Origin of the sequence: Leptotrichia sp. oral taxon 417, assembly GCF_013394865.1 — a bacterium.
Classification (GTDB): Bacteria; Fusobacteriota; Fusobacteriia; order Fusobacteriales; family Leptotrichiaceae; genus Leptotrichia; species Leptotrichia wadei_A.
Window position 1 is genome coordinate 846,675 of the sequence record NZ_JABXYV010000001.1, and the last position, 25,144, is coordinate 871,818.

General features: G+C 30.1%; 27 protein-coding genes and 1 riboswitch. Of the genes, 21 read left to right on the forward strand and 6 right to left on the reverse strand.

What is annotated here, in order from left to right; all coding sequences use genetic code 11:
• Positions 1-13 precede the first annotated feature (13 nt).
• From HW276_RS04030 to metK, 3 genes are all read left to right on the forward strand, one after another.
• A complete protein-coding gene (locus tag HW276_RS04030) occupies positions 14-1,684 on the forward strand; it encodes a phospholipase D family protein (protein WP_178937504.1) in 1,671 nt (556 codons plus the stop codon).
• Positions 1,685-1,744: 60 nt separating this feature from the next.
• Positions 1,745-2,953 carry a tetratricopeptide repeat protein gene (locus tag HW276_RS04035; protein WP_147003287.1) on the forward strand — a complete coding sequence of 403 codons (1,209 nt, stop codon included), beginning with the start codon at positions 1,745-1,747 and terminating at the stop codon, positions 2,951-2,953.
• Positions 2,954-3,133: 180 nt separating this feature from the next.
• Positions 3,134-3,232, forward strand: a riboswitch (SAM riboswitch).
• A gap of 217 nt (positions 3,233-3,449) precedes the next feature.
• A complete protein-coding gene (gene metK, locus HW276_RS04040) occupies positions 3,450-4,604 on the forward strand; it encodes a methionine adenosyltransferase (RefSeq protein WP_178937505.1) in 1,155 nt (384 codons plus the stop codon).
• A gap of 40 nt (positions 4,605-4,644) precedes the next feature.
• On the opposite strand, the gene HW276_RS04045 is transcribed toward metK, so the two are convergent.
• The 6 genes from HW276_RS04045 to HW276_RS04070 form a co-directional block, all read right to left on the reverse strand.
• Positions 4,645-5,259, reverse strand: coding sequence for a DJ-1/PfpI family protein (locus tag HW276_RS04045; RefSeq protein WP_178937506.1), 615 nt, complete (start codon positions 5,257-5,259; stop codon positions 4,645-4,647).
• A 141-nt stretch (positions 5,260-5,400) separates the two neighbouring features.
• Positions 5,401-6,033: a GyrI-like domain-containing protein gene (locus HW276_RS04050; RefSeq protein WP_178937507.1), complete on the reverse strand. Its 633-nt coding sequence runs from the start codon at positions 6,031-6,033 to the stop codon at positions 5,401-5,403.
• A gap of 19 nt (positions 6,034-6,052) precedes the next feature.
• Positions 6,053-6,526, reverse strand: coding sequence for a GyrI-like domain-containing protein (locus HW276_RS04055; RefSeq protein WP_178937508.1), 474 nt, complete (start codon positions 6,524-6,526; stop codon positions 6,053-6,055).
• A gap of 412 nt (positions 6,527-6,938) precedes the next feature.
• Positions 6,939-7,415: a hypothetical protein gene (locus HW276_RS04060; protein ID WP_178937509.1), complete on the reverse strand. Its 477-nt coding sequence runs from the start codon at positions 7,413-7,415 to the stop codon at positions 6,939-6,941.
• 45 nt (positions 7,416-7,460) lie between these two features.
• Positions 7,461-8,357: a YafY family protein gene (locus HW276_RS04065; protein ID WP_178937510.1), complete on the reverse strand. Its 897-nt coding sequence runs from the start codon at positions 8,355-8,357 to the stop codon at positions 7,461-7,463.
• Positions 8,358-8,578: 221 nt separating this feature from the next.
• Complete coding sequence (locus HW276_RS04070) at positions 8,579-8,983, reverse strand: C40 family peptidase (RefSeq protein WP_304077539.1); 405 nt, start codon at positions 8,981-8,983, stop codon at positions 8,579-8,581.
• Positions 8,984-9,379: 396 nt separating this feature from the next.
• Between HW276_RS04070 and HW276_RS04075 the strand changes: the two genes are divergently transcribed.
• The 18 genes from HW276_RS04075 (at position 9,380) to HW276_RS04160 (ending at position 25,087) form a co-directional block, all read left to right on the forward strand.
• On the forward strand, positions 9,380-9,718 hold the full coding sequence (locus HW276_RS04075; protein ID WP_147003293.1) for a hypothetical protein: 339 nt from the start codon (positions 9,380-9,382) through the stop codon (positions 9,716-9,718).
• 307 nt (positions 9,719-10,025) lie between these two features.
• On the forward strand, positions 10,026-10,931 hold the full coding sequence (gene mreC, locus HW276_RS04080) for a rod shape-determining protein MreC (protein ID WP_178937512.1): 906 nt from the start codon (positions 10,026-10,028) through the stop codon (positions 10,929-10,931).
• A gap of 76 nt (positions 10,932-11,007) precedes the next feature.
• The gene (locus HW276_RS04085) at positions 11,008-11,547 is read left to right on the forward strand and encodes a hypothetical protein (protein ID WP_178937513.1); all 540 of its coding nucleotides are present in this window, start codon (positions 11,008-11,010) and stop codon (positions 11,545-11,547) included.
• A gap of 143 nt (positions 11,548-11,690) precedes the next feature.
• Complete coding sequence (gene recO, locus HW276_RS04090; RefSeq protein WP_178937514.1) at positions 11,691-12,386, forward strand: DNA repair protein RecO; 696 nt, start codon at positions 11,691-11,693, stop codon at positions 12,384-12,386.
• Positions 12,376-12,846 (forward strand): PTS sugar transporter subunit IIA, encoded by a 471-nt coding sequence (locus tag HW276_RS04095; RefSeq protein ID WP_178937515.1) that lies wholly within the window; start codon positions 12,376-12,378, stop codon positions 12,844-12,846. Before recO ends, HW276_RS04095 begins: the two co-directional genes overlap by 11 nt.
• Positions 12,847-12,964: 118 nt before the next feature.
• Complete coding sequence (gene nrdR / locus HW276_RS04100; protein ID WP_147003298.1) at positions 12,965-13,438, forward strand: transcriptional regulator NrdR; 474 nt, start codon at positions 12,965-12,967, stop codon at positions 13,436-13,438.
• Between the two features lie 17 nt (positions 13,439-13,455).
• On the forward strand, positions 13,456-13,725 hold the full coding sequence (locus HW276_RS04105) for a septum formation initiator family protein (protein WP_147003299.1): 270 nt from the start codon (positions 13,456-13,458) through the stop codon (positions 13,723-13,725).
• A gap of 75 nt (positions 13,726-13,800) precedes the next feature.
• Positions 13,801-14,277: a hypothetical protein gene (locus HW276_RS04110; RefSeq protein WP_255460319.1), complete on the forward strand. Its 477-nt coding sequence runs from the start codon at positions 13,801-13,803 to the stop codon at positions 14,275-14,277.
• Positions 14,278-14,300: 23 nt separating this feature from the next.
• Positions 14,301-15,752: a serine protease gene (locus HW276_RS04115; protein ID WP_178937517.1), complete on the forward strand. Its 1,452-nt coding sequence runs from the start codon at positions 14,301-14,303 to the stop codon at positions 15,750-15,752.
• 49 nt (positions 15,753-15,801) lie between these two features.
• Positions 15,802-16,965 carry an ABC transporter permease gene (locus HW276_RS04120; RefSeq protein ID WP_178937518.1) on the forward strand — a complete coding sequence of 388 codons (1,164 nt, stop codon included), beginning with the start codon at positions 15,802-15,804 and terminating at the stop codon, positions 16,963-16,965.
• The gene (locus HW276_RS04125) at positions 16,958-17,656 is read left to right on the forward strand and encodes an ABC transporter ATP-binding protein (protein ID WP_147003303.1); all 699 of its coding nucleotides are present in this window, start codon (positions 16,958-16,960) and stop codon (positions 17,654-17,656) included. Before HW276_RS04120 ends, HW276_RS04125 begins: the two co-directional genes overlap by 8 nt.
• 357 nt (positions 17,657-18,013) lie before the next feature.
• Positions 18,014-18,982, forward strand: coding sequence for an ABC transporter substrate-binding protein (locus HW276_RS04130; RefSeq protein ID WP_178937519.1), 969 nt, complete (start codon positions 18,014-18,016; stop codon positions 18,980-18,982).
• A 66-nt stretch (positions 18,983-19,048) separates the two neighbouring features.
• A complete protein-coding gene (locus tag HW276_RS04135; protein ID WP_178937520.1) occupies positions 19,049-20,020 on the forward strand; it encodes an ABC transporter substrate-binding protein in 972 nt (323 codons plus the stop codon).
• A 120-nt stretch (positions 20,021-20,140) separates the two neighbouring features.
• Positions 20,141-21,283 (forward strand): ABC transporter permease, encoded by a 1,143-nt coding sequence (locus HW276_RS04140; RefSeq protein ID WP_178937521.1) that lies wholly within the window; start codon positions 20,141-20,143, stop codon positions 21,281-21,283.
• The gene (locus HW276_RS04145) at positions 21,283-22,068 is read left to right on the forward strand and encodes an ABC transporter ATP-binding protein (protein WP_018449678.1); all 786 of its coding nucleotides are present in this window, start codon (positions 21,283-21,285) and stop codon (positions 22,066-22,068) included. Before HW276_RS04140 ends, HW276_RS04145 begins: the two co-directional genes overlap by 1 nt.
• Before the next feature lie 510 nt (positions 22,069-22,578).
• Positions 22,579-23,919 (forward strand): exodeoxyribonuclease VII large subunit, encoded by a 1,341-nt coding sequence (xseA, locus tag HW276_RS04150; protein ID WP_178937522.1) that lies wholly within the window; start codon positions 22,579-22,581, stop codon positions 23,917-23,919.
• Between the two features lie 30 nt (positions 23,920-23,949).
• Positions 23,950-24,435 (forward strand): dCMP deaminase family protein, encoded by a 486-nt coding sequence (locus tag HW276_RS04155; protein ID WP_147003308.1) that lies wholly within the window; start codon positions 23,950-23,952, stop codon positions 24,433-24,435.
• 109 nt (positions 24,436-24,544) lie between these two features.
• On the forward strand, positions 24,545-25,087 hold the full coding sequence (locus HW276_RS04160) for an ECF-type riboflavin transporter substrate-binding protein (protein ID WP_178937523.1): 543 nt from the start codon (positions 24,545-24,547) through the stop codon (positions 25,085-25,087).
• Positions 25,088-25,144: the final 57 nt, after the last annotated feature.

Genomic DNA, 25,144 nt, shown 5'->3' on the forward strand with positions numbered 1-25,144 from the left:
GAGAAATAGTACAATGGATCTAGCAGGAAGAAAAAAGTATTTATTAATTGGTATTTTGGCAGTTTTTACAATGTCATGTTCCACAATAAAAACTCCTCCGCTTGGAGTGGATTATGAAAGTCCGTTGCGGGATAGTGATAATGTTGAGTTTCATTATGACTTGACTTATCTGGATAAGGATGGGAATATTCGATATGACAGGAAAATCTGGGATGCGACTTATAAGGTTGTGGATGAGGCGAAGGATTACCTGATTGTGGAGATGTTTTTGTTTAATGATATTTACAATAAGGACAAGGAGCATTATCCAGAATTTGCTAAAGAATATACAAGACGGCTTATTAAGAAGAAAATGGAAAATCCTAATTTAAAGGTGTATGTGCTTTCAGATGAAAATAATGATCTGTATGGAGCATTTGAACATCCGTTTATTACAGAGATGAAAAATGCTGGAATTGATGTTATAACAGTGGATATTTTTAAGTTAAAGGATACATTTCCTTGGTATTCGCCAGTTTGGAGAACGTTGATAGAGCCTCACGGGAATCCGCAAGGAAAAGGATGGATTGGGAATTTTTATGGACCAATGTGGCCTAAGTTGACAGTGAGAAATTTGTTGAGGGCATTGAATGTAAAGGCGGATCACAGAAAAATATTTTTGAATGAGGAAAATGTTGTAATTTCGAGTGCAAATATTCATGATCCTAGTTATTTTCACGAGAATGTGGCAATATCGGCTAATGGGGAAATTACGAAGGATGTTCTGGATGGATTACAGCATGTAGCTGAATTTTCAGGCGGGAAGATTGATGTTAATGAGAAGCAGGAAAATAAAGTAAATAATAGTCAAATTGGGAATTTGATTAGGAATGAAAATAGTGGAGCAAATAATCTTGCAGCAAATAATTTTTTAGAAGATGAAAATGAAAGAAAAGTTAGGGAAATTGAGAAAAAAAGGGAAGATTTTGTGGAAGAGGAAACAAGAAGATTTGCACAAACTGGGGAACTTCCTGAAAAAAGTCAGGAATATGATCATCAAGGCAATGTGAAAGATGGAGATGTACTTACAAGATTTGATGATGAAAATAATAAATATCAATTGCAATTTGTAACGGAAGCTAAGATCGGGGAACATTTGGATAAGGATATTGACAGCGCCAAAGCTGGAGATGAGATACTTATGGGAATGTACTTTCTGGCTGATAAGGGGATTGTTGACAGATTAATAAAGGCTGCAAATCGTGGAGTAAAAATTAGAATTATTTTTGACAGGAGCAGGGATGCTTTTGGGATGAGCACTAATGGACTTCCAAATAAGCCAGTTTCTAAAAAGTTAAAGAAAAAGACTAAAAATAAAATAGAGATAAAATGGTACTTTACTAATAATGAGCAATATCATACAAAGATAACACTAATAAAAAAAACAGATGGAAATGTTATAATACAAACTGGTTCAGCTAATTTAATCAAAAAAAATATACGTGGATATATAATGGATGCTAATTTTAGAATTTTAACAAATAAAGATTCTAAATTGACAAGGGATATTTACACATATTTTGATAGATTATGGGAAAATAAGGATGGGCTGTTTACCGTTAATTTTGATGATGAGCCGACTACAAAGGCGAGTACGGATTTTATGTATAAAATATTAGATGCAACACAATTAGGTTCATTTTAAATTGGGAAGTTTAATTTATAAATTAATTAAAAATAAAAGAATGAGAGAGGGAGAGTAATAATGAAAAGAAAAATAATGCTTGTAGTTGTAATTTTAGCAATCGGGATGATGTCGGTATCTTGTTTTAAAAAGAAAAAGGACAATAAGAAAAATACCCAGACACAGCAGCAACAGCAAACAAAAGATATTAATACAGATATTTTCAATCTTGGAGGACAGGCACAAGGAAATCCTGATATAAAGAACTTGACTCCTGAAGAACAGCAAAAATTGATTGACAATCAAATTGATCCTGCAAAGGTGTCTGAAGCATTGACAAAGGCGCAAAATGGAGATAAGGAATCAATCATGTCACTCGCTCAGCTTTATTACAATATGAAAAATATGGATAAAGTGAAACAAATTCTGCAATATGGTGTTGATAGAAATTATCCAGAAGCAATATATAATTTAGCAGTAATTTTGAAACAGGAAGGTAATACAGCTGAAGCTAATAAATTAATTGCAAAACTTCCAAGAGGCGCAGTAACAAGAACTGGAGGAGCTGGAGTGGCTGGAGGTCAAAGAGTGCGTCAAATAAGAATGCGTCCAGGTGCTGAAGCATACAACAGAGGAGTGGATTTAATAAAGGCTAAAAGATACAAGGAAGCTAAGGCTGAATTTGAAAAGGCATATAATGCAGGAATAAAAGAGGCTGATGTCCGTGTGGCACTTTTAAATAAAGAATTAAAAAATGATTCTGAAGCTGTAAAATGGTTTAAAAAAGCCGCAAATCGTGGTGTAAAGGAAGCTAATTATGAGATTGGGGCTATTTTATATGATGGTGGAAAACAGTCAGAATCACGTCCGTATCTTTTGAAGGCTTACAATTCTGGAAATAAGGCTTTGGCAATGCCGATTGCAATGTCATACCATCAGCAAAATAATATGTCAGAAGCTTTAAAATGGTATAAAATTGCAGCTAAGAACGGTGATAAGAATGCCGCAGCTACAGTAGAAAGAATTGAAAAAGGTGGAGTTATTAACGAGAAAAAATCAAATGACAAAAGAGTAAAAACATTCCTAGGAGACAATAATTCTTCTCAAAGCCTGACTGAAAGTACGCTTAATGATGTAAAGAGCAAAAATAAAGCTGAAGAATCTATAAAAACTGAAGCTAAGCCAGAAGATAAGCAACCAAAATCACAAGTGGCAAAACCTTCTGAAAAATCTGAAGATGTAAATATAGATGAAATTATGAAGAAAAAAGCTGCTGAATATAATAAATAAATTTAATAGAAGATAGCAGGAAGTCGTAGGCTTTCTATAAGTGAGAATAGTTCACTTAGATGAAATTTAATAAAAAATATTTTTTTAAATATTGACATTTTAGTAAAAATATTATATACTAACTTCATAGCAAAATTATTTGAAAATCAAACTTAAAATTTCATAGAACAATTTAATCTAAACTTATCAAGAGAGATACTAGGGAACGGCCCGTTTTGAGTATCCAGCAACCTGTAAAAACAAGGTGCTAAATCCGGCATAAAAATGCAAAGATAAGGATAAGAATTTTAATTCTCTTCCTTAGTGGAAGAGTTTTTTTTTAGATAATATACTCGAACTTGTTTAAAATAGGACTGCTAAAAATTATATAAATCTAGGGTTTGAGTAAAATAGTCATAGCTTTTGAGTTCAGTTTTAAGGTAATTTTACTATAATAATAAATTGAAAGTTTTATAAAATTAATAAGAATAAAAAAGGAAAATTAGGAGGAAATAAAATGGCTAAAAAAATTTATTTTACATCAGAATTTGTATCACCTGGACATCCAGACAAAATTTGTGATCAAATTTCAGATTCGATATTAGATGCTTGTCTTGCAGATGATGAAACTTCAAGAGTAGCATGTGAAACATTTGCAACTACTGGACTTGTGGTTGTTGGGGGAGAAATTACAACTAAAACTTATGTAGATGTACAAAAAATTGTGAGGGATAAAATTTATGAAATCGGATATAGACCAGGAATGGGATTCGATTCAGATTGTGGCGTTATGAATGTTATCCATTCTCAATCGCCTGATATTTCTATGGGAGTTGATACAGGTGGTGCTGGAGACCAGGGAATTATGTTTGGTGGAGCAGTTAATGAAACTGAAGAGTTAATGCCACTGGCTCTTGTATTATCACGTGGAATCATTCAAAAATTGACTAAAATTACAAGAGATGGAGCACTTGCCTGGGCAAGACCAGATGCAAAGGCTCAAGTTACATTGGCTTACGATGAAAACGGAAAATTATTGAATGTTGATACAGTAGTTTTATCTGTACAGCACGATGAAAATGTTACAAATGAACAAATTGAAAAAGACTTGAAGGAACTTGTAATAAAACCTGTATTGGAAAAATATGACTTGAATATTGAAAACGTGAGAAAATTCCATATTAATCCAACTGGAAGATTTGTAATTGGAGGGCCTCACGGAGATTCTGGACTTACAGGAAGAAAAATCATAATTGATACTTATGGTGGATATTTCAGACATGGTGGTGGAGCATTTTCTGGAAAAGATCCATCGAAAGTTGACAGATCAGCAGCTTATGCGGCAAGATGGATTGCCAAAAATATTGTTGCGGCAGGATTTGCTACAAAATGTGAAGTTCAGTTATCTTATGCAATTGGTGTAGTTGAGCCTGTATCAATTCGTGTAGAAACATTTGGAACTGGAACAGTTGAAGAAACAAGAATTGAAGAAGCTGTTGCAAAATTATTTGACTTGACACCAAATGGAATCCAAAAATCATTAAACTTGAGAAAACCATCATTCAGATACCAAGATTTAGCAGCATTTGGACATATTGGAAGAACTGATATTGATTTACCTTGGGAAAAATTGGATAAAGTTGAAGGATTGAAGCAAGAGTTGGGGAAATAGTGTAAAAATAGGGAGTGAATAAGTCGCTCCCTTTAACTTTTTATTTATTAGAATATTTTTCAAAAGCCTTTTCAAATCCAATTGTATACATATCAAAAAAGAAATTTATATTTTTTTCAGGAATATCGCCTAACGCTTTCATCACATTTTTTGCAAAATGTACAGGACTGTCACCTCTTGCAGTTACTATCTTTCCATCAATTACTGATTCTGCTTTCACAAAATTTTCAGAATTTGTATAATTTTCATTATCCTTTATTTCTGCAAGATTGTTTACAGTATGCTTGCAGTCATTTAGGAGTCCATTATTTGCAAGGAAATAAGCAGCATCACAAATTGCTCCCACAACTTTATTTGGATTATTCTTAAATTTTTTAATAAGTTCAATAATTGTGTAGTTTGTTTCAAAGCTCTGACTTCTCCAAGTTTTTCCTCCAATTAAAATCAATCCATCAGTATTGTCTTCTGTGATTTCTTCTAATGTCATATCAGGTATCATTTTTAAATTACCCATCGATACTTTAATATCCTTATCAGTTGAAGCATAACTGACTGAATAATTTTGAGTTATATTTTTTTCATTTAATGCTGAAGCTAGAAATGCAGTTTCCCAGTCTGCAAATTCATCTAAAATTAAAAAAACTATACTTTTCATTATCATTTTGTCCTTTCTTAGTTGCGATTAATTTTCTATTTTAAAACCAAATAAAATTATTTCGTTTTTAATAGTTTAATTTTAAAAAGTTTTAAAAGAATTGAAAATATTATAAATTATAATATAAAGAAAGTCAAATTTTTAATTTTTTACAGGCTGTCTTATTACTGTCTTCATTTTATTTATATCTATTTTTCTTGGGTCACTTAAATAAATTTCATGGTGATATCTTTCAACTGTTAAATCAATACTATATCCAGATTCTTGTGCAAATTCATTCATTCTTTGGATAGTTTCAGGTTCTTCATTGTAGCTTCCTATATGCATACATTGTACGCAAAGTCCTTCATTATAGCTGAAAAATTCAACTTTTGAAAAATCCTTTTTCTTTTTTTCAGTAGCACACTTTATAGCCCATTCCACATCTTCCTTTTTAATAAAATCAGGCACTCTAATTAAAGAAATCCAGTTAAATAATTCTTTGTTTAATAGGTAATTCTCATTTTTTACATTTTCTTGCCACCAAAGTCCTTCTAGTGGTGGAACAACATATTCAAAAAATCCTTCAATTTTGTATTCTGTTTTATAGCTCATCTTAAGAGTGTAGGCAACTCCATATAGCATTTCAACTGCTTTCTGATACTCGCCATCTTTTTCGTTGGGATTTCCTTTCCCTCGCACTGCTATAAAATTCATTTTAGGAATTTCTATAATTTCAGGATTTTCCGACGGTCTATAAAATTTTTTAAATTCCTTCTTAAAATCAAATGCCATAATTATCATCTCCTAGTTATTATTTTATGCTAATATAAATGTGAATTTCCATATTTTCATAATCATTACCTGCTATATATTCTTCAAAATCATAAGTATAGTTTCTTATATCAGATTTTTCCTTCCCAAATTCTTCCCAAAATTTATACCAAAATTCTCCAACAGCCTTTACAGGATCACCAAAAATCACAAATTTTGCATATCTTCCTTTGGGAATTTTTATTTTTATCATATCTTCAGGAATTTCATCAATTTTATTTTTCACTTCACAACCTGTAAGACAATCATATTCAAAGCCATTTTCATTACTGTAATTATAATAGACTCCAATAGAATTATCATTTATTCTTTCCTTTATATTTTTGGAACTTTTTTTAGAATATAGTTTTTTCCATAAATTTGAAATTTTTTCAGACATTGTTTCATCATCTTTCACTCGTGTTTTAAATCCAATGAGAGTTTTTTCTTTAATTTCTACTATTTCATATTTCATAATTATACCACCTTTATTAATTTATTATTCCCTATTTTTTCTTTTTTATTTTCGTAGGATTACTCATTGCCGCAAATGCTACAACCTATGGCTAGTCTACGACATTTTTCAGTACTGACAAAAAACTCGCTATGCTCAAACAGTTTTGCCAGCACAGAAAAATGCTTCGACGTATCAGTTTATACTAGACTCTGTTTAAAAAATGAAAATTATATTTTAACTATTTGAAAATATTAGGTTTATATCCTTTATTAAAAAAGTTTTTAATAAATTCGTTATTTAAGTGGGGCTTGGTATTAATATAAAAATTCCTCCTCTTTAAAATTTTCTATAGATATTATAATACAAAAAATATGACATCAGTATGTCATATTTATAATAATATTATTTATTTATTTATTTTAAACAATACTTATTCTTCAGTATGGTTCTCTAATTTTGCAATTTTAGGTTCTTCTGCTGAAATAATGTCAATTACATGATTCCATGAAAAAATCCCATAGTGCATGTATTTATTATCAAAAATATCATTATAAAAAGTAATATTTTTTACCATTTTAAGATACGAAGAATTTTTAATTATTACGAAATACTTTCCCGAAATTTTGCTATTTTCATAAGGATTTGCAAAGGATTCATTTCTAATTTGATACATTATATAGTTCTCAAATACTATCTCATAAATTTCATTATAGTTAATTAAAACAGGATAAGACTCCTTTAATATTTCATCAAGTTCTTTATCTCCTGTATTACTTACTTCAGAACCCTTTTCTCCTAAAAGAGGAAGAGTAACTATTAGTTTTAATATATTATTTGTACCATCACATATCTTTAAGATATACGGTAAAATATCATCATTTTTATATTTTTCACCAAATTTTATCATTTTTTTACTCCTATTAAAAAATTAAGATAAGGATAACTATTATTTTTAAATATAATTTTTCTTCATTTTTACAATTTTTTCAAACAAAATTTTCTTTATTCTCTCTGGTTCTTTCACTTTCAAATGTTCTCCAAAGGATAAAAGATAGCCATAAACCCATCCATTTTCAGGATATTCCATTATAATTTCAAAATTTCCATTTTCCATTTTGTTTATATTCTCTTCAGAAAATTCATCATAGACACGGTATGCTTGTGATTTGTCTATTTCAATTATGATTTTTACATTTTTTACTGTACTTTTGTTGTTATTTATTTCAAAGTCTTTGATTGTTTTTTCAAAATATTCGTTTGTTAAAGTTAGATTTTTAATTCTTGTTATTTTAAATTGACGAATATTATTTTTTTTGTGGCAATAGGCAAATAAGTACCAGGCTTTTTCCTTAAACCATAAAGTCAGGGGATCTGCAGTTCTTTCAGAATGCTTACCTTTTGTATTGAAGTAGTCAAATTTTACAGTTTGTTTAGTCAATATTGCTTCTTTTAATTTTTCAAATAGGGTATTGTCGTCATCATTGTTGTACCTTGAGAAATCTATTTTTATCCAGTTGTCTGCTTTTTGATTGAAAATGGCACTTAATTTTGAGAGAGTTTTATCGTTGTTGAAGTAGTTTGTGGCATTTAGGCTTTGGAGGGCGTAAAGTATTTCGTTTTGTTCCTTTTGGGAAAGTAGGGATTTATTCATTATGTAGTTATCCATTAATTTTATTCCGCCATGTTTTCCTCTTTGAAAATAGATAGGAATACTAGCGGAAGCGAGAATATCAATATCCCTATAAATTGTTCTTACGGACACTTCAAAATGTGCAGCAAGCTCTTTTGCAGTAATTGTCCTTTTTTCAAGTAATAAATATATAATTTCAAATAATCTGTTAATTTTCATAATGCTTTTATTCGCTCCTTAAATAAATTTTATTTAAAAAATAAGGATTATATTTTATTTCTTTTGATTTTTTATAAAAAAAGGAGCATTATCTCCTCAGTTGAGATAAAACTCCTCATTCCAAAGTTTTTTTTAAAATCAATTAATGATTTTTATTTTTTCTTGTATACACAAGAATTTATGTAAAGAATATACTTATTTATAAGAAATTAATTCATAGATTAACTAAATGGATTAATTGCCCATCTAAATGTCTTGTTGTAAAAATTACTGTCTAAACTAGAAACTGTTACTCTTCTACTTCCAGAAGAAGCGTGAATGAACTGTCTATTACCCATATAGATACCTACGTGAGAAATACGACCTTTTCCAGTTGTTTCAAAAAATACCAAATCGCCTTTCGTCATATTCATTGATGAAATTCTTGGTTTAAATGTTGCTTGTGAACTTGAAACTCTAGGCAAGCTTACATTAGCAGCTTTTTTGAATACGTAACCAACGAAGCCTGAACAATCAAATGTATTCGGACCAGTTGCTCCCCAAACATATGGTGAACCTAATTTTGTTTGCGCAAATGAGATAATTTGATCTCTTACAGCTGTTGAAGCAGCTCCACTACTTTTCACCTCTTGTTTTGGTTTTGATACAACAGTTAAATCTATAGTTTTGTTACTATAGTGATTTTTGATTGTGCTTTCTAAATCTGCAAATGATACAGCAGATATAATCAAAGCTCCAGCTAGCATCAATATTTTTTTCATTATAACCTCCAATCTACCTTTGAACTTTGGTAAATTTATTATAGCAATAATTACTTTAATTTGGATTTTTTTTAACTTAATTTTTTATTAATTTAAAAAGATGAAATAGGTGAAATTATTGATTTTAAGTATTATTTAATTGTAGACGACACTTAAAAATTTTTTCTTGAAGTTTTTGATAGATATTGATATAATATAATTAAAGTTGCAAATGATACTAAACGAATATAGAAAAATGAGTAAAAAGAAAGGATAGTTAAGATGAAAAAGTTTATTTTGATTGGGATTGCGGCAGTTTCAATAATGGCTTCTGCTGATGTGAATACAAAAAAAATTCTTGAAGAATATAGAAAGGAAGCTCTTAAAAAGGAGGCAGCGCCAAAGCCTGAAAAAGTTATAAAGAAAAGAATTAATTTAGATTCAGTTACTGGAACTTCTGAAACAGCTGCTGAAGATGAAAATGCCACAGTTGAAGTTGTGGAAGATGGAACACAGGCAACTCCAGATATAATTGAAAAGGTAAATTTCTATTTGAGAAATAATCCTGAAAGACGTCAAAAACTTGAAAAACGTTATAGAGCTGTTGTTGGTCAAGAATAGATTAAGAAAAGGTACTTACTTATAGTGCCTTTTTATTATTTTTAGAAAATAAATTAATATTGAAATTATTTGATAAGTAACCAAGTATTGAATTAAAAAATAAATTATAAAAATACTTGATATAATGTATGTTATATGATATTATAATAATATCGCTTTAAAGTCGAAATTACATAGTTTTTATTATTTTGAAATTTAGCAATTTTTTTTAAAATATGTTTTTTAGATCTTGATTTTAAGGCTTTTTATTACAAGATTGACATTAAATAATGGCATTGAAACAAAAAAATGAGAGGATTAGATAATAATGGATTTTTCTGAAAAAAAAGGTACAGGTAGAACAATTTTAATTGTAATAATTATAGTAATAATATTATTTGCTTTTAAAAATAGAATTACAAGTTCATTTACGTTTTTAGATGGAGTAACTCAGGCAGTAAATTTCAGGCTGGTAAAAGTTAAAAGTATGCTGTATACTCAAGTCTTGAAATTGAAATCGAGAATTAATGACATAAGTTACATAGAAGAGTACGTAGAAAATAATAAAAATAGAGATTTTGAATTGCAGAAAAATAAGGTTCAGAATATGGAGTTTGCATATTTGAAGGAAGAAAATGAGAAATTACGGCAAATGCTGGAAATGCGTCAAAAAAATCCATCTGAATTTATAGCGGCAGATGTGGCGCTTGTGGAAAATGGAAGTTCATCGGAAAAAATGTATATAAATAAGGGATCAGCACAAGGTATAAAAATAAATTTGCCAGTAATGTTTAATGGATATCTTATTGGAAAAATTTCTAAAGTAAGTGATGAATATTCAGAAGTAACGTTATTGACAAGTAAAACATCAAAATTAAGCGTTGTATTAAATGGAACTGATCAGCAAATTTTACGTGGAAATGGAAATGGAACTTTTTCCATCCTGAACTATAATGAAGGAAAAGTTGATAAAAATACAGTATTTAATGTAGAAACTTCAGGAGTAAGTGATATTTTACCGAGAGGAATAAAAATAGGAACTTTGAAGGTAACAAATTTAAATGATTTTAATAAGATGAAAGAAATAAGATTTAAGCCAAGCTTTAACGTATTTGATATTCAAAGTGTATTAGTTTATAAATGGAGTGTTAATGACACGATTAATAATCAGATACAAAATCAGATAAAAGCTGAAGAGGAACAGCAAAATAAAGAAAATTCACAAACAAATTAAAGAAAGTTGTATTAAGATATATAAAATAGCGTAATATATAAGCTGTTTTAAAATTAAAAAAGAGGTGAGTTTAGTTATGTTAAGACAATTAACAGTAGCAAAGAAAGTTATTTTATTATTTTTATTGGTATCGGTATTTTCTTTTTCCAAGGATTTCTGGGAAAAAAGAAGTTTTACAGTAAATGTTACTGAAGATGCGACAATTAATGGGACAAAAAGAAGTAAAAGCTATGTGATGGCTTATAATTCGGGAACAATGAAGCTGACAATTACAGCGCCGAGTATAAATAAAGGAGAAGTTTATACTTTTAGCGGAAGTAAGAAAACAATTTATTATCCAAAATTAAAACAGACTGTCACTCAAAGAGTTGAGAAAAGTGAAGCAAATATATTGTCTGTGTTTAATAAGTTAAGAGGTATAACTTCTAAAAAGACTCAAACTAGAAATGGTGATACATTTACATTCTCAAATAATTGGCTAACTGCAATAAGAAGTAATGGAAATACTGTAAACTTTAGTGATTATAAATCTTCAAACGGATATTCCTTTCCAACAAAGATTTCTGTAAAAGATGGGAGTTCACAAATAATTTATAGATTATCAAACTTTAGATAATTCAGTATTCATAAAATAAAAAATAGACTTGTTTATAATTATACAATTTAGAAATAATAATCTATACAAAGGGGATAACCCTTTGTATAATTAAAAAATAAATGTATTAAAAAAACTAAAATAAAAAATGTGAAATGTAGGATATGAAAATAATAAAAACAAACTGTATTGTTTTAAAAAAAAAGGAAATGAAAGAGGCGGATTTATTGGTAATGCTTTTTAGCAAAGATTTTGGAAAGATTATGGCAACAGCTTATGGTATCCGAAAATCTAAGAAAAGGGATATTGTTTCTTTAAATCCGCTAAATGAAATTGAAATTACACTTCTTCAAAAAAATAATTACTATGTTGTGAAAGATGTAGAAATTATAAAAAATTTCAAAAATATTTTAAAAAATATTGAGAAATTGGAAATATCATTGTATATACTTGATAGTATAGATAAAATTTATTATATGACTGAGGAAAATGGAGATTTTTTTGATAAGCTGGTAGAAATATTAAGTTTTATTGATGCTCTTCCATATTTAAAAAAGGGTTATAAATATTATATTGTATTGTCGTTTTTGAGAAGAGTAATGATAGAACATGGGATTTATGATATAAATGAAATTAGCTTGATACTTGAAAAAAGTAAAAAAGAAAGCGTGCGAAAATATAAGGAGATTTTGAAAATTGTAAAAAATAGTTCGAGTATGGATGAAACTCAGGAAAAAATGGAGAATTATTTAGATTTTTTAAAAAAAATGGTTATGATTTTTGAAAATTTTATAAATAGAAATTTACAAACTGAATTAAAAATACGGAAATTTATTATGGAGGAATTTTATGGAAACTAAAAATGTTGCTGATTATATCAAAGTTGATACGATAAATTTAAATTTAGAATCAAAAACTAAAAATACAGTAATTAGGGAATTGTATAATAATTTGAAAAAGACAAATTTAATAAAAGATGAAGAATTAGGATTAAATGATATTTTTGCAAGGGAAGAAATGGGATCAACTGGAATTGGGAAGAAGATTGCATTGCCACATGCTAAGACAAAGGCTGTGGATGAATTGATAGCGACTTTTGGAATTTCTAGAAATGGAATAGATTACGAATCGCTGGATAATGAAAATGTAAATATTTTTTTCATGTTTTTGTGCCCAGAGGAAAAAACACAGGAATATTTAAAGGTGCTGGCAAGAATATCAAGATTGATAAGGGATGACAAATTTATAGATAAATTGTTAAAGGCTGAATCAAATGGAGAAATTATTGAAATTATTCGAGATGCAGAAATAAATGGATAATGGAAATGAAGTTAATGTTTTTTGTTTAAATTAAAAAATATTCTGGTTATTAAAAGATATTAAATATTGTAATTAGGGTAAGGAAGTAAAGAGGTTCAGAAAGATAGGGGTAAGAATTATGAGATGTCCATTTTGTGGCTATGAAAATACGAAAGTTATTGATAGTCGTTCCTATTTTGAAGGAAACTCAATTAAGAGACGACGTGAGTGTGAAAAATGCGGAAAAAGATTTACAACTCATGAAAAAGTTGCTGAATTGTCATTAATTGTAATAAAGAAGAGCGGAGCAAAGCAGCCTTATTCACGTGAGAAGGTTTATAACGGGATTGTCAGGGCATTTGAAAATCGCAGTATTGACATTGAAAAAATTGAAGAAACAATTGATAAAATTGAACGTGAAATACTGACAGAATATTCAGGCGAGATAAAATCTAGTGAGCTGGGTGAAAAGATACTTTCATATTTGGTAAATCTGGATGAAATTGCCTATGTGAGATTTGCTTCTGTTTACAAAAAATTTGACAGTCTGGATAGTTTTGTGAAGGAAATTGAAAAAATAAGAAAAGATAAAAAAATAAATAAAAAGGAATAATAAAAGCAGGAGGGATAATGAAAAAATTACGGATTATTGGAAATATAATATTTTTTAGTCTAGTTGTTTATTTTATTGGACAAAGTGTAAATGTATTTTTGGGGAAAAAGGCTATGCAGGCTAGTTTAGTTAATACAAGCAATGAAATAAAGGAACTTGAAAATAGAAAGAGTAAATTGCTGGATCAGGAAAAAAATTCAGATGAAAATGAGAAAAATGAAAAATATGCAAGAAATAATTTGAATTTAAAAAAAGAAGGAGAAGAAGTTTATAAAACTACAGAATAATTTATTTTAAGTAATTTTTTTAAATTATTAAGCTTTAATTTTATAAATTACAGGATGATGAATAATTTTATTAATATGGAAAATTTAAAAAATAAACTTGATAAGTATGAAATAAAAGATGAGAAAAATAAATATGTTTTTAGGGCAGACTTTAAATATATGATTTCGTCATCTATTTTTTTTATAATAATTGCTGGTATAGCGATTCATTCACTTTATAAAGGAATTAGCGGGATTGAAAAACTTACGCCAATAAAAATTGCTTTTATTGTAATTCTTTTGGGTTATGTCGTAATAGCTGGATTTCTTTTGTTTAGTTACAAGATTGTAATTGAAAATAATGAAATTTTTTTGAAAAAAATACGAGTTAAAATGAAAGACATCGAAGGTGCAAGTGTAAAAATAATGAGAGTAAATTCAAGCAAAATGGATAAATTTCTGGAAGTGATAACAAAGGATAAAAAAAAGATACAAATTAGGTTGAATATAAATAATGAATTGTTATTTTTGAAGCTAATACAAAATCAAATTGGGGAAAAAATGGATATTTAGAATATTCGAGAAAGGTTTGGAATATGAACATAAAAAAAATAATTTTTATAATAAACATATTTTTATGTGGATTTATTTTTGCTGATGACAGTTCGGTAAAGAAGGCGCTTGTTAAAGTTTATGCTGCGCATCAGATGTTTAATTATGCTTCGCCTTGGCAAAATGGGCAGGATTTTAATTCGACAGCGACAGGATTTATTATAGATGGAAATAGAATTATTACAAATGCTCATGCCGTATTGAATGAAAAGTTTCTGCAAGTTAGAAAAGAAGGGGATTCTAGAAAATATAAGGCAAATGTTAAATTTATTTCGGAAGAATATGACTTGGCAATGATTGATGTGGAAGATAAGGCATTTTTTAATGGAACAACTACATTAAAATTGGGAGCGCTTCCGAAAATTGAAGATAGTCTTACAGTTTATGGGTATCCGCTTGGTGGGGATAAACTTAGTACGACTAGAGGAATCGTTTCGAGAATGGAGCATAATACGTATACTTTGACAAATCAGAAATTTTTGATTGGACAGACTGATGCTGCGATTAATAGCGGAAATAGCGGAGGACCTGTTTTAAGTAATGGAAGAGTTGTGGGAGTTGCTTTTGCTGGACTTACGCAGGCTGATAATATTGGATATTTTATTCCTGTTAATATACTTAATAATTTTTTGGATGATATAAAGGATGGAAATTATGATGGACCTCCAAAATTGGGAATACAATGGGCAAAGCTGGAAAGTACGTCACAACGTAAAATGCTGGGATTAAAAAACGATTCAAAAGGAATTATTATAAAGAAAGTTTTTCAAAATTCACCATTTAATGGTGTTTTAAAAAGAAATGACGTACTGTTAAAATTAGATGGCAAGGATATTGAATCAGATGGGACAGTAGAATTCCGTAAAAATGAAAAGACAGATTTTAATTTTGTAAATCAGGAAAAAAAATACGGAGAAAATTTAAGTTATGAAATTATAAGAGATAAAAAAATTGAAAAGGGTCAAGTAACGTTAAAGAAAACAGATATAAAATATAGTGTTGTAAAAAGTACAAAGCTGCAGGAAGCGCCTTCATATTATATTTATGGAGGATTGGTTTTTGAGCCGCTTACAACGAATTACATCACAGCTGTTTCTCAGGCTAATCCTACTAATACTTTACCTGCAATTTATGACAGGGAGGAATTGTTCAAGGATTATAATGGGCTAGTCATATTGGTAAGAGTACTTCCATTTGATGTAAATTTAGGATATTCAGATTTGGAAAATAAAATTATTACAAAAGTTAATGGGGAAAAATATAAGGATTTTGATGATTTTGTAAAAAAAGTTAAAAGTGCAAATGGTGAATTTATTATTTTTGAAGATGAAGAAGGTAATGAAATTGTACTGGATATAGCTGAAGTTAAGGCTCAGAAAGAGGTGCTTATGGAAAATTATAATATTTCACGTGAAATGTCAAATGACATAAAATAAAAATCTTAAATTGAAAAATCTAAAGTGGAGGAGAGTAAAAAAAGTAACTATGGTAGAATTTTTTATTGCATTTAGGCATATTATTGAAAGAAAATTTCAAAGTATATTTTCAGTGCTTGGAGTAGCTATTGCAGTAACAGTTTTTATCGTTTCATTGACTGTTTCAAATGGTCTGAAAAAAAATATGATAAATTCATTATTGACAATGAGTCCGCATATTCTTGTAAAAAATAAAAAATCAAAATTTTTTGATAATTATGAAGGAACTGTAGAAAATGTAAAAAAAATTAAAGGAATAAAAGCTGTTATCCCGCAAATGAACAGCCAGTCGATATTAAAAGGCAACGGCCTGGCAAAAGGAGTGTTAGCTGATGGAATAAGTCCAGAAAATGTAAAAAATGGGCTTAACTTGAAAATAGTAGATGGAAATAACAATATTTCAGAACTTAATTCAGTTTTAGTTGGTGAACAGCTGGCTACCGAAATGAATCTTAAAGTTGGAAATGAAATAAGTCTTGTATCGGCTGAAAATAAGGAGATAAAACTTATTGTAAGAGGAATCTTTAAGACCGGATCTTTAGATTATGATTCAAATCTTGCAATTGTGCCTTTAGAGGCTATGCAAATTTTATCAGATCAGGGAAGAGTGGCAACAGAAATTGGAATCAAAGTTGAACATCCTGAAAAGGTTGAAGGAATATTAAGTCAAGTAAGAAATGTCATAAATTCCAAAGAATATGGGGCAATAAGCTGGAAAACAATTAATCAGAATTTATTAAGGGCAGTACAATTTGAAAGATTTGTATTGATTGCTATTTTAAGTTTGCTTCTGATTATTGCAAGCTTTGCTGTATCTGTAATTTTGAATATGATTGTGCGGGAAAAAATAAAGGATATTGGAATTTTAAAATCAATTGGTTATACAAACAGCAGTATTAGAAAAATTTTTACAATAGAAGGGTTAATAATCGGAGTTTTTGGAATGATTTTAGCAAGTTTGCTTTCTCCACTTGTACTTGTGGCTTTAAAAGCCTTATTTAAGGAATATATGAAAAGTGGAACTTATTATTTGGAAGAATTGCCGTTGTATATTTCACAAAAGGAACTTTTGATTATTTACGGAGTAACATTTGCTGTTGTATTTTTATCAACAATTTTCCCTGCGGCAAGGGCGGCAAGATTGAAACCTGTGGAGGCATTGAAATATGAATAAGATAATAGAATTGAAAAATGTCAATAAAATTTATAAGACAAAAGTTGAAAATATCCATATTTTGAAAAATATAAATTTGGCTTTTAACAAAGGAGATTTTATTTCGATTCAAGGTAAATCAGGAAGTGGTAAAACTTCACTTTTAAATATATTAGGACTTTTGGATGAGCCGACTGACGGGGAAATTTACATTGGTGGAGAAAAAATTCATTATAGGGATGAGAAGGCTAAAACGGTTATAAGAAATAAAAAAATAGGATTTGTGTTTCAATTCCACTATTTGCTAAATGAGTTTACGGCGCTTGAAAATGTTATGATGCCTGCACTTATCAATAAAAGTATGAATAAAAATGAAATAAAGAAAAAAGCGAAGGAACTGCTGGCGCTTGTAGGGCTTGCAAAGCGGGTAAAACATAAGCCAATGGAACTTTCAGGAGGGGAAAAGCAGCGGGTTGCAATAGCAAGGGCAATGATTAATGACCCTGATATAATACTGGCTGATGAGCCAACTGGGAATTTGGATACAGAAACAAGTAATCTTATAAATGAGCTGTTTATGAAAATAAATAGAGAAAGAAATCAGTCAATAATAATAGTTACCCACAGTTTGGAACTGGCTAATTTGGCTACTTATAAATATAAAATTGAAAATGGTGAGTTTAATATGATTTTGCCAACAATACAGTTTTGATATATTCAATAATAAATTTATTATGCAAGGGGTTTTAACCCCTTGTTTCCAAATAATAAGAATGATTTTTACGGGGCTAGTTGAGCGGAAAAAAGATTTAGGGAATAAAAAATAATCAAAAAAGTAATAAAAAAGAAAATAATAATTTGATTTAAAGCAAAAAAAATGGTATTATTTTTATTGCAGAAGGAAATAATATTTGCTATATTATTTTAATGAATATTTAGTAAGAAATATCTGATTTTTACGAGTGGAGCAGAATTAATAAATAATATTAAAATGAGGGTAAAATTCTTTGTTAAATGTTCAAATATAGTGAAAAAAATTGTAGGATAGTAGGAAAGAGAGGAAAAGTTTATGAAAAAATTGCTAATTTTGGTAAGCGCTTTGATGTTTATGGTTTTGAGCTGCGGGAATTCTGGAAGTGAGAGTAAGAGTAGCGGAAATGCTGGGACAGGCTCTAAGAAGTATAGAATTGGGATTACGCAGATTGTATCACATCCGGCACTTGATAGTGCGAGAGAAGGGTTTAAGGCTGCGTTTAAGGAAGCGGGAGTTAATGCTGAATTTGATGAAAAGAATGCAAATGGAGAAACAACTAATTCAAATCTGATTGCTAACAACTTTGTCAGCTCAAAGGAAGATTTGATATTTGCGATTGCGACAAATGCGGCTCAATCAGCTTCGCAAGCTACAAATGACATACCTGTGGTGTTTGCGGCAATTACAGATCCACAGTCTGCAGGAATTATGAAGAATAATGTAACTGGTGTAAGTGATAGAATGGATGTAAAACAGCAGCTTGAATTATTGAAAAAAATAGGCCCAAATGTAAAAAATATTGGGGTAATTTATAATTCTTCAGAACAAAATTCAAAAATCCAAGTGGAAGATTTGAAAAAAGCGGCAAAAGAATTAGGATTGAATATTGTTGAAAAAAGTGTTGTACAGGCAAATGAAATACCGCAAACAGTAGATAATTTAGTAAGAGAAGCAGATGCGATCTATTTGCCGACAGATAATCTTGTGGCTTCGGTTGTGAGCTTGATTACAGATAAGGCGACTGCAGCTAAAAAGATAGTATTTGGTGCGGAAGCGGCTCACGTTAAAGGTGGAGCATTGATTACACAGGGTGTAAGTTATTATGAAATTGGAAAAGAAGCTGGTAAAATGGCAATTGACATCTTGAAGAATGGTAAAAAGCCAAGCGAAATTAAATTTAAGACAATGCCTCTTAGTGAAATTGTAGTTAATGAAAAAACACTTGCAGCACTTGGAATTTCATTGCCAGAAGACGTGAAGTCCAAAGCTAAAATGGTTCAATAAAATAAAAAATCATAATTTAAGTTTAATATAAATAAAGAAACGTAATTTGGAGAGAAAGGAAAGAGAATGAAAAAGATACTGTTAATAATGATAGGTATGTTGATGTTGGCATGTGGAAATAGTAACGATGCTGTCAATGGGAAAAAAGATTCAAAGGATTCTGGAAATAAACAGGCTTATAAAATTGGGATAACTCAATTTATGGAACATCCTTCGCTTAACTTGGCAAAAGAAGGATTTAAGGCTGCATTTAAGGAAGCTGGAATAAAGGCAGATTTTGATGAAAAAAATGCAAATGGGGAAGTTACAAATGCAAATTTGATTGCTACAAATTATAAGGCGGATAAGAAAGATCTTGTATTTGGTATTGCTACACCATCGGCACAAGCATTGGTGAATAATATTTCAGATATTCCTGTACTGTTTTCAGCTGTAACTGATCCTGCAAGTGCAAAACTTTTAAATCCAAATGTTACAGGAACAAGTGATAAATTGGAAAATGTTGCGGCTCAGCTTGATTTACTGTTAAAATTAAAGCCTGGAACTAAGAAAATCGGAGTTTTATATAATCCATCAGAACAAAATTCAGCAGTTCAAGTTCAAGAAATTCAAAAAATTGCTAAGCAAAAAAATATAGAAGTTGTATTGCAAGGTATAAATAACTTTGGTGAACTGGCACAAGCTACTAAAAATCTATTGGGATCAACTGATGCATTGTATTTGCCGACAGATAACCTTGTAGTGTCTGGAATGAACCTGATTGCTTCAGAAGCTGTTAATGCTAAAAAGCCTGTAGTTGTAAGTGAAAATTCTTCAGTAAAAGAAGGAGCATTGTTTACAATGGGATTAGATTATTATGCACTTGGAAAACGTACTGGAGAAATGGCAATTGAAATTCTTAAAGGAAAACCTGTTTCTCAAATTCCTTTTGAAACTTCAAAACAAATGAAACTTTATGTAAATAGTAAAACAGCGCAAGCACTGGGATTAGATTTGAAAAATCCTGCATTTAATGGAGCTGAGTTTGTAGGAAAATAAAATAAATGCTATTTGGCAAAAGTTCTTGAAGAATTTATAACAAATCGCTATTTATAGGAATAATAAAAAAAGATGCTGAATAGATTTAATAAATTTTTAGAGAAAGAGAGAAAAAGGTAGATGAATGAATTATTAGTATTTTTACAGAGTCTTCCTGAGGCTTTTAAAACAGGATTTATATATTCAATAATGGTAATGGGAGTGTATCTGACTTATAAAATACTGGATTTTCCTGATATGTCGGTGGATGGGACATTTCCGCTGGGAGGATTTGTATTTGCGGCATTTGCACTTTCTAAAAATGGATTTTTTGGGATAACAAATCCTATTATGGGATTGATTCTTGCAGTTGTTTGTGGAATGATTGCAGGATATGTGACTGGGGCATTGCATGTTTATTTGAAAATTAATGGATTGCTTTCGGGGATCTTGGTAATGACGGGGCTTTATAGTATAAACTCCAGAATTGTTGGGATGCCAAACGTATTTATTACGCCAGATAGAAGTATTTATGAAATAATTTCATATAAAAAGGATTTTGTGCCTTTTGTAATTGCATTTGTAATTCTACTTGTATTAAAGGGATTTTACGACTATAAAATTAAAGAAAATAAATATATGATTAGAACGCTTTCTGTTTATATAATATTTACAATTGCATTAATAATTTATGTGGTAAAAACACAGGATGTAAAACTTATGCTTACAGTATTGATTGCATTTATTATAAAAATGATAATTGATTATATTTTAACTTCTAAATTTGGTTTTGCATTACGGGCATTGGGAAATAATGAGCAGCTTGTGGTAAGTCTTGGGGTAAATGAAAAAAGATTGAAAATATTTGGACTGATGCTTGCGAATGGAGTTGTGGCATTGTCTGGGGCATTGTTTGCACAAAATATTAAAGTTGCGGATTTGCAGTCGGGAGTTGGAACGATTGTTATTGGTCTTGCGGCTATAATTCTTGGACTCGGTGTATTGAAAAAATCCCGTGTAATAAATGAAGTTTCAATTGTTACGATTGGATCGCTTATGTATTACTTTATAATAAACTTGGCATTAATGTCAAATAGCTGGACAAGAAGTATTTATGAAAGTCTTCACTTTAGTGATGATGTTATAAAAATACTTGAAGTTAAGCCGACAGATGTTAAATTGATAACAGCGGTGATTTTGGCTGCAATTTTATGGAATGAACTTATTAATAAATCTAAAAAAGGTAAGAAAAAGGTAAAATTAATTGAGAAGGGAGAAGCATAATGATAGAATTAAAAAATTTATATAAAACTTTCTTCTCTGAATTAGGAACAGAAAAGCAGGTATTTAAAGGATTAAACTTTACAATAAATGATGGGGACTTTATAACAATTATTGGGAGTAACGGTGCAGGAAAATCTACTCTTTTAAATGTATTAAACGGGCAAATTATCCCAGATGGCGGAAACGTGATTTTAAATGGAAATGATATAACAAATGTCGTTCAGCACAAAAGAGCAAAATGGATTTCACAAGTTTACCAAAACCCAACAATGGGAACAGCTCCTTCTATGACAGTGCTGGAAAATTTGTCAATGGCTAAAAATAAAGGTAAACGGTTCAACTTTACATTTGGACTGGATGTAAAGAATATAGAATTTTACAAAAAGCAGTTGGCAAGTTTAGGATTAGGGCTGGAAAATCAGCTATTTACACAAGTAGGACTTCTATCAGGTGGTCAACGGCAATGTCTGTCATTAATAATGGCAACTTTGAACCGTCCAGATATATTATTATTAGATGAACATACAGCGGCACTTGATCCTCAAACTTCTAAAATAATTCTTGAAAAAACAAAGGAAATTATTGAAAAGAATAACATAACAAGCCTAATGATAACACATAATATGCAAGATGCCATAACTTATGGAAATAGACTAATTATGCTTCATGCAGGAGAAGTAATTTTTGATATAAAAGGTGAAGAAAAGAAAAAATTGACGGTGGAAAAATTGCTTGAAATGTTTAGAACAAAAGATGCAAAATTATCTGATAAGGATATATTTTAGAATCAAATAATATTTGAAAAGCATAATCTAGCGAACTAGTTAATTAAAAAGTTCTAGATTATGTTTTTTTTTATTGTTATGAAAAATTATAGATTTAATTTTTTCCGTTTGAACTACATTATTAATATATAGTAAAATTACTTTAAAACTGAACTCAAAGTTATGACTATTTTACTCAAACCCTAAATTTATATAATCTTTAGCAATTTAATTTTAAATAAGGTTCACTATAAGTAGTGGCAATAAAGAAAGAGAAAAATTGAGGAAAAATGAAAAAAGAAGGGAAAAAATAAAAATTTACCAGTTGGAATTGATAATTTTGAAACGATAATAAAAAAAAGATTAATATTATTTTTGATAAGACTGATTTAACCGAAGAAATATTGAAAAATAAGGCTTTGAGAATATTTTTTACAAGATTAGGGAGATTTGGAAAATTTTCACTAGTTGAGAAAAGGATTGAAATATGTTATTATTAAATAGCAAAAACTGATAGAAATGGGGAAAATTATGGAACAGACAGTGTTTTCTGTAAGTGAGATAAATAGGGAAGTGAAGATGTTTTTGGAGGGGACAAGGACATTTAAGAATATTTTTATTGAAGGGGAGCTTTCCAATATTACTTATTATCGGTCTGGGCATTTGTATTTTACATTGAAGGATTCGAATGCGAGTGTGAAATGCGCTATTTTTCGGTATAAATATAGAAATGTGCCTGAGGATCTGAAGGAAGGGGATTCGGTAAAAATTCGTGGGAATGTGACACTTTATGAAGCTAACGGGAGTTATCAGATTGTGGCGGATTTTCTTGAAAAAAGCAATTCTTTGGGATTACTTTATGAAAAGATGGAAATGCTTAAAAAGTTGTATTTTGAAAAGGGATATTTTTCTGATGAAATAAAGAAGAAATTGCCGCAATTACCAGTAAATGTTGGAGTTGTGACAGCTGATACAGGGGCTGCGATTAGAGATATTATAAATACGACACATAAAAGATTTCCAAATGTGAATATTTACCTTTATCCTGCAAAAGTTCAAGGAGAAGGGGCTGCACGTGAGGTTTCGGAAGGAATTGAGTTTTTTAACAGGATGAATGAAGAAAAGCAGCTTGAAATAGATACACTTATTGTTGGGCGTGGTGGTGGAAGCATTGAGGATTTGTGGGCATTTAATGAGGAAGAAGTGATAGAGGCTATTTATAAATCAGAAATTTCTGTGATTTCAGCAGTGGGGCATGAAATTGATAATTTGCTTTCTGACCTGGTTGCCGACAAACGGGCAGCGACACCGACTCAGGCGGCGGAAATCTTGATTCCTGAAAAAGATAAACTGGCAGATGAGTTGGAAAATAAAAAAAATCTTTTGAGCAAATCACTTTTAAATAGGGTTGCAATGATGAAAAAAGAGCTGGAATATAGAAAAAATAACTATTATATAAAAAATTTTGTAAATATTCTGGACAATAAAAAATTTGACTTGATGGAAAAGGAGCAAAAATTATCAAGGGAATTAAAAAGAATTTTGCAAAAGTCAAAGGAGCAGCTGGATTATCGTAAACATAGATTTGATAGAATTAATTTGGAAAAAGTGATTTTGAGTGAAAAGGAAAATTTGAGGGAGAAATCGGCTAAACTTAATGAAATAATGCTGGAATTTTTTGAGAATCGGAAAAATGAGCTGAAGTATAAAAAGGCACAGCTTTCTAAATATTCGGTAAACGATATTTTGAAGCAAGGGTATACGATAACTCGAAAAAATGGAGAAATTGTTAAGAGAGGAATTGAGCTTAGTAAAGAGGATAAATTGGAAATACAGTTTTCTGATGTTAGGAAAAAAGCAGTTGTGAAATAATTGAGTATTTTAGAAGGTGAGGTGTGAAAAATGTCTAAAAGACAGGATTATTTATCGTGGGATGAATATTTTATGGGAATTGCATTTTTGTCTGGGATGAGAAGCAAAGATCCGTCTACACAAGTTGGAGCTTGTATTATTGATGAGGATAAAAAGATTATTGGAATTGGTTATAATGGGTTTCCGCAAGGGAGTTCGGATGATGAGATGCCTTGGGATCGGGAAGGGGATTTTTTGGAAACGAAGTATCCCTATGTTGTTCATGCTGAATTGAATGCGATTTTGAATAGTATAAAGTCTCTTAAAAACTGTACCATTTACGTGACTCATTTTCCTTGTAATGAATGTGCTAAAGCAATTGTTCAGGCCGGAATAAAAAAAGTAGTGTACTTTTCTGATAAGCATAAATCGCTTGATTCTACAAAGGCTTCAAGAAAAATTTTGGAAAATGCAAAGGTGGAGACAGTTCATCTGGAAGTTGAAAAGGAAGAGATAAGTATACGATTTAAAGATTAGGAAGGATCAGATGAAATCTGTATAAAAGTTGCTATTTTTAGTTGAGAAAAAAGTAATATTAGTATATAATATTAAAATAATAAGTAAAAATGTATAAGAGGTGAGAATAATGGAAGCATCAGCGATAAAAAAAGTAGTGGCAATGGGAATTGGAGCGGCAGTTTACATTGTATTGTCAAGATTTGTGGCTATTCCTACGCCTATTCCAAATACAACATTACAGGTAACTTTTGCCTTTGTGGCATTGATGGCATTTATATATGGGCCTGCAGTTGGGTTAGGGATTGGATTTATTGGGCATACGCTTAATGATATTTCAGGATATGGAAATGTTTGGTTCAGCTGGGTAATTGCGGCGGCATTTTTTGGAATGGGAATTGGATTTTTAGGAAAAATCATAAAAATTGAAAATTTTAATGGAGCAAAAATTGTAAAATTTATAGTGGGAGAAGTAATCATAAGTTTAATAAGCTGGGTAGTTCTGGCTCCAATTATTGATATTGCAATATATAAAGAACCGCAAGCAAAGGCATTTGCACAAGGAGTTGTAGCGGCGCTTGGAAATATGCTGGTTGTGGCTATTTTAGGAACAATTTTAATATTTGCGTTTTCAAAAACAATAATAAGCAAAGGAAGCTTAAAAGAGGAATAATTTAAATAACCCGCACTTTTCAGACAGTTTTTAAGTATTAGCAACTGTGGGAAGATT

What these genes read in the sequence shown, in the direction of transcription:
- HW276_RS04030 (WP_178937504.1), top strand. Translation starts at nt 14, where the DNA reads ATGGATCTAGCAGGAAGAAAAAAGTATTTATTAATTGGTATTTTGGCA.
- HW276_RS04035 (WP_147003287.1), top strand. Translation starts at nt 1,745, where the DNA reads ATGAAAAGAAAAATAATGCTTGTAGTTGTAATTTTAGCAATCGGGATG.
- metK (WP_178937505.1), top strand. Translation starts at nt 3,450, where the DNA reads ATGGCTAAAAAAATTTATTTTACATCAGAATTTGTATCACCTGGACAT.
- HW276_RS04045 (WP_178937506.1), bottom strand. Translation starts at nt 5,259, where the DNA reads ATGAAAAGTATAGTTTTTTTAATTTTAGATGAATTTGCAGACTGGGAA.
- HW276_RS04050 (WP_178937507.1), bottom strand. Translation starts at nt 6,033, where the DNA reads ATGGCATTTGATTTTAAGAAGGAATTTAAAAAATTTTATAGACCGTCG.
- HW276_RS04055 (WP_178937508.1), bottom strand. Translation starts at nt 6,526, where the DNA reads ATGAAATATGAAATAGTAGAAATTAAAGAAAAAACTCTCATTGGATTT.
- HW276_RS04060 (WP_178937509.1), bottom strand. Translation starts at nt 7,415, where the DNA reads ATGATAAAATTTGGTGAAAAATATAAAAATGATGATATTTTACCGTAT.
- HW276_RS04065 (WP_178937510.1), bottom strand. Translation starts at nt 8,357, where the DNA reads ATGAAAATTAACAGATTATTTGAAATTATATATTTATTACTTGAAAAA.
- HW276_RS04075 (WP_147003293.1), top strand. Translation starts at nt 9,380, where the DNA reads ATGAAAAAGTTTATTTTGATTGGGATTGCGGCAGTTTCAATAATGGCT.
- mreC (WP_178937512.1), top strand. Translation starts at nt 10,026, where the DNA reads ATGGATTTTTCTGAAAAAAAAGGTACAGGTAGAACAATTTTAATTGTA.
- HW276_RS04085 (WP_178937513.1), top strand. Translation starts at nt 11,008, where the DNA reads ATGTTAAGACAATTAACAGTAGCAAAGAAAGTTATTTTATTATTTTTA.
- recO (WP_178937514.1), top strand. Translation starts at nt 11,691, where the DNA reads ATGAAAATAATAAAAACAAACTGTATTGTTTTAAAAAAAAAGGAAATG.
- HW276_RS04095 (WP_178937515.1), top strand. Translation starts at nt 12,376, where the DNA reads ATGGAAACTAAAAATGTTGCTGATTATATCAAAGTTGATACGATAAAT.
- nrdR (WP_147003298.1), top strand. Translation starts at nt 12,965, where the DNA reads ATGAGATGTCCATTTTGTGGCTATGAAAATACGAAAGTTATTGATAGT.
- HW276_RS04105 (WP_147003299.1), top strand. Translation starts at nt 13,456, where the DNA reads ATGAAAAAATTACGGATTATTGGAAATATAATATTTTTTAGTCTAGTT.
- HW276_RS04110 (WP_255460319.1), top strand. Translation starts at nt 13,801, where the DNA reads ATGGAAAATTTAAAAAATAAACTTGATAAGTATGAAATAAAAGATGAG.
- HW276_RS04115 (WP_178937517.1), top strand. Translation starts at nt 14,301, where the DNA reads ATGAACATAAAAAAAATAATTTTTATAATAAACATATTTTTATGTGGA.
- HW276_RS04120 (WP_178937518.1), top strand. Translation starts at nt 15,802, where the DNA reads ATGGTAGAATTTTTTATTGCATTTAGGCATATTATTGAAAGAAAATTT.
- HW276_RS04125 (WP_147003303.1), top strand. Translation starts at nt 16,958, where the DNA reads ATGAATAAGATAATAGAATTGAAAAATGTCAATAAAATTTATAAGACA.
- HW276_RS04130 (WP_178937519.1), top strand. Translation starts at nt 18,014, where the DNA reads ATGAAAAAATTGCTAATTTTGGTAAGCGCTTTGATGTTTATGGTTTTG.
- HW276_RS04135 (WP_178937520.1), top strand. Translation starts at nt 19,049, where the DNA reads ATGAAAAAGATACTGTTAATAATGATAGGTATGTTGATGTTGGCATGT.
- HW276_RS04140 (WP_178937521.1), top strand. Translation starts at nt 20,141, where the DNA reads ATGAATGAATTATTAGTATTTTTACAGAGTCTTCCTGAGGCTTTTAAA.
- HW276_RS04145 (WP_018449678.1), top strand. Translation starts at nt 21,283, where the DNA reads ATGATAGAATTAAAAAATTTATATAAAACTTTCTTCTCTGAATTAGGA.
- xseA (WP_178937522.1), top strand. Translation starts at nt 22,579, where the DNA reads ATGGAACAGACAGTGTTTTCTGTAAGTGAGATAAATAGGGAAGTGAAG.
- HW276_RS04155 (WP_147003308.1), top strand. Translation starts at nt 23,950, where the DNA reads ATGTCTAAAAGACAGGATTATTTATCGTGGGATGAATATTTTATGGGA.
- HW276_RS04160 (WP_178937523.1), top strand. Translation starts at nt 24,545, where the DNA reads ATGGAAGCATCAGCGATAAAAAAAGTAGTGGCAATGGGAATTGGAGCG.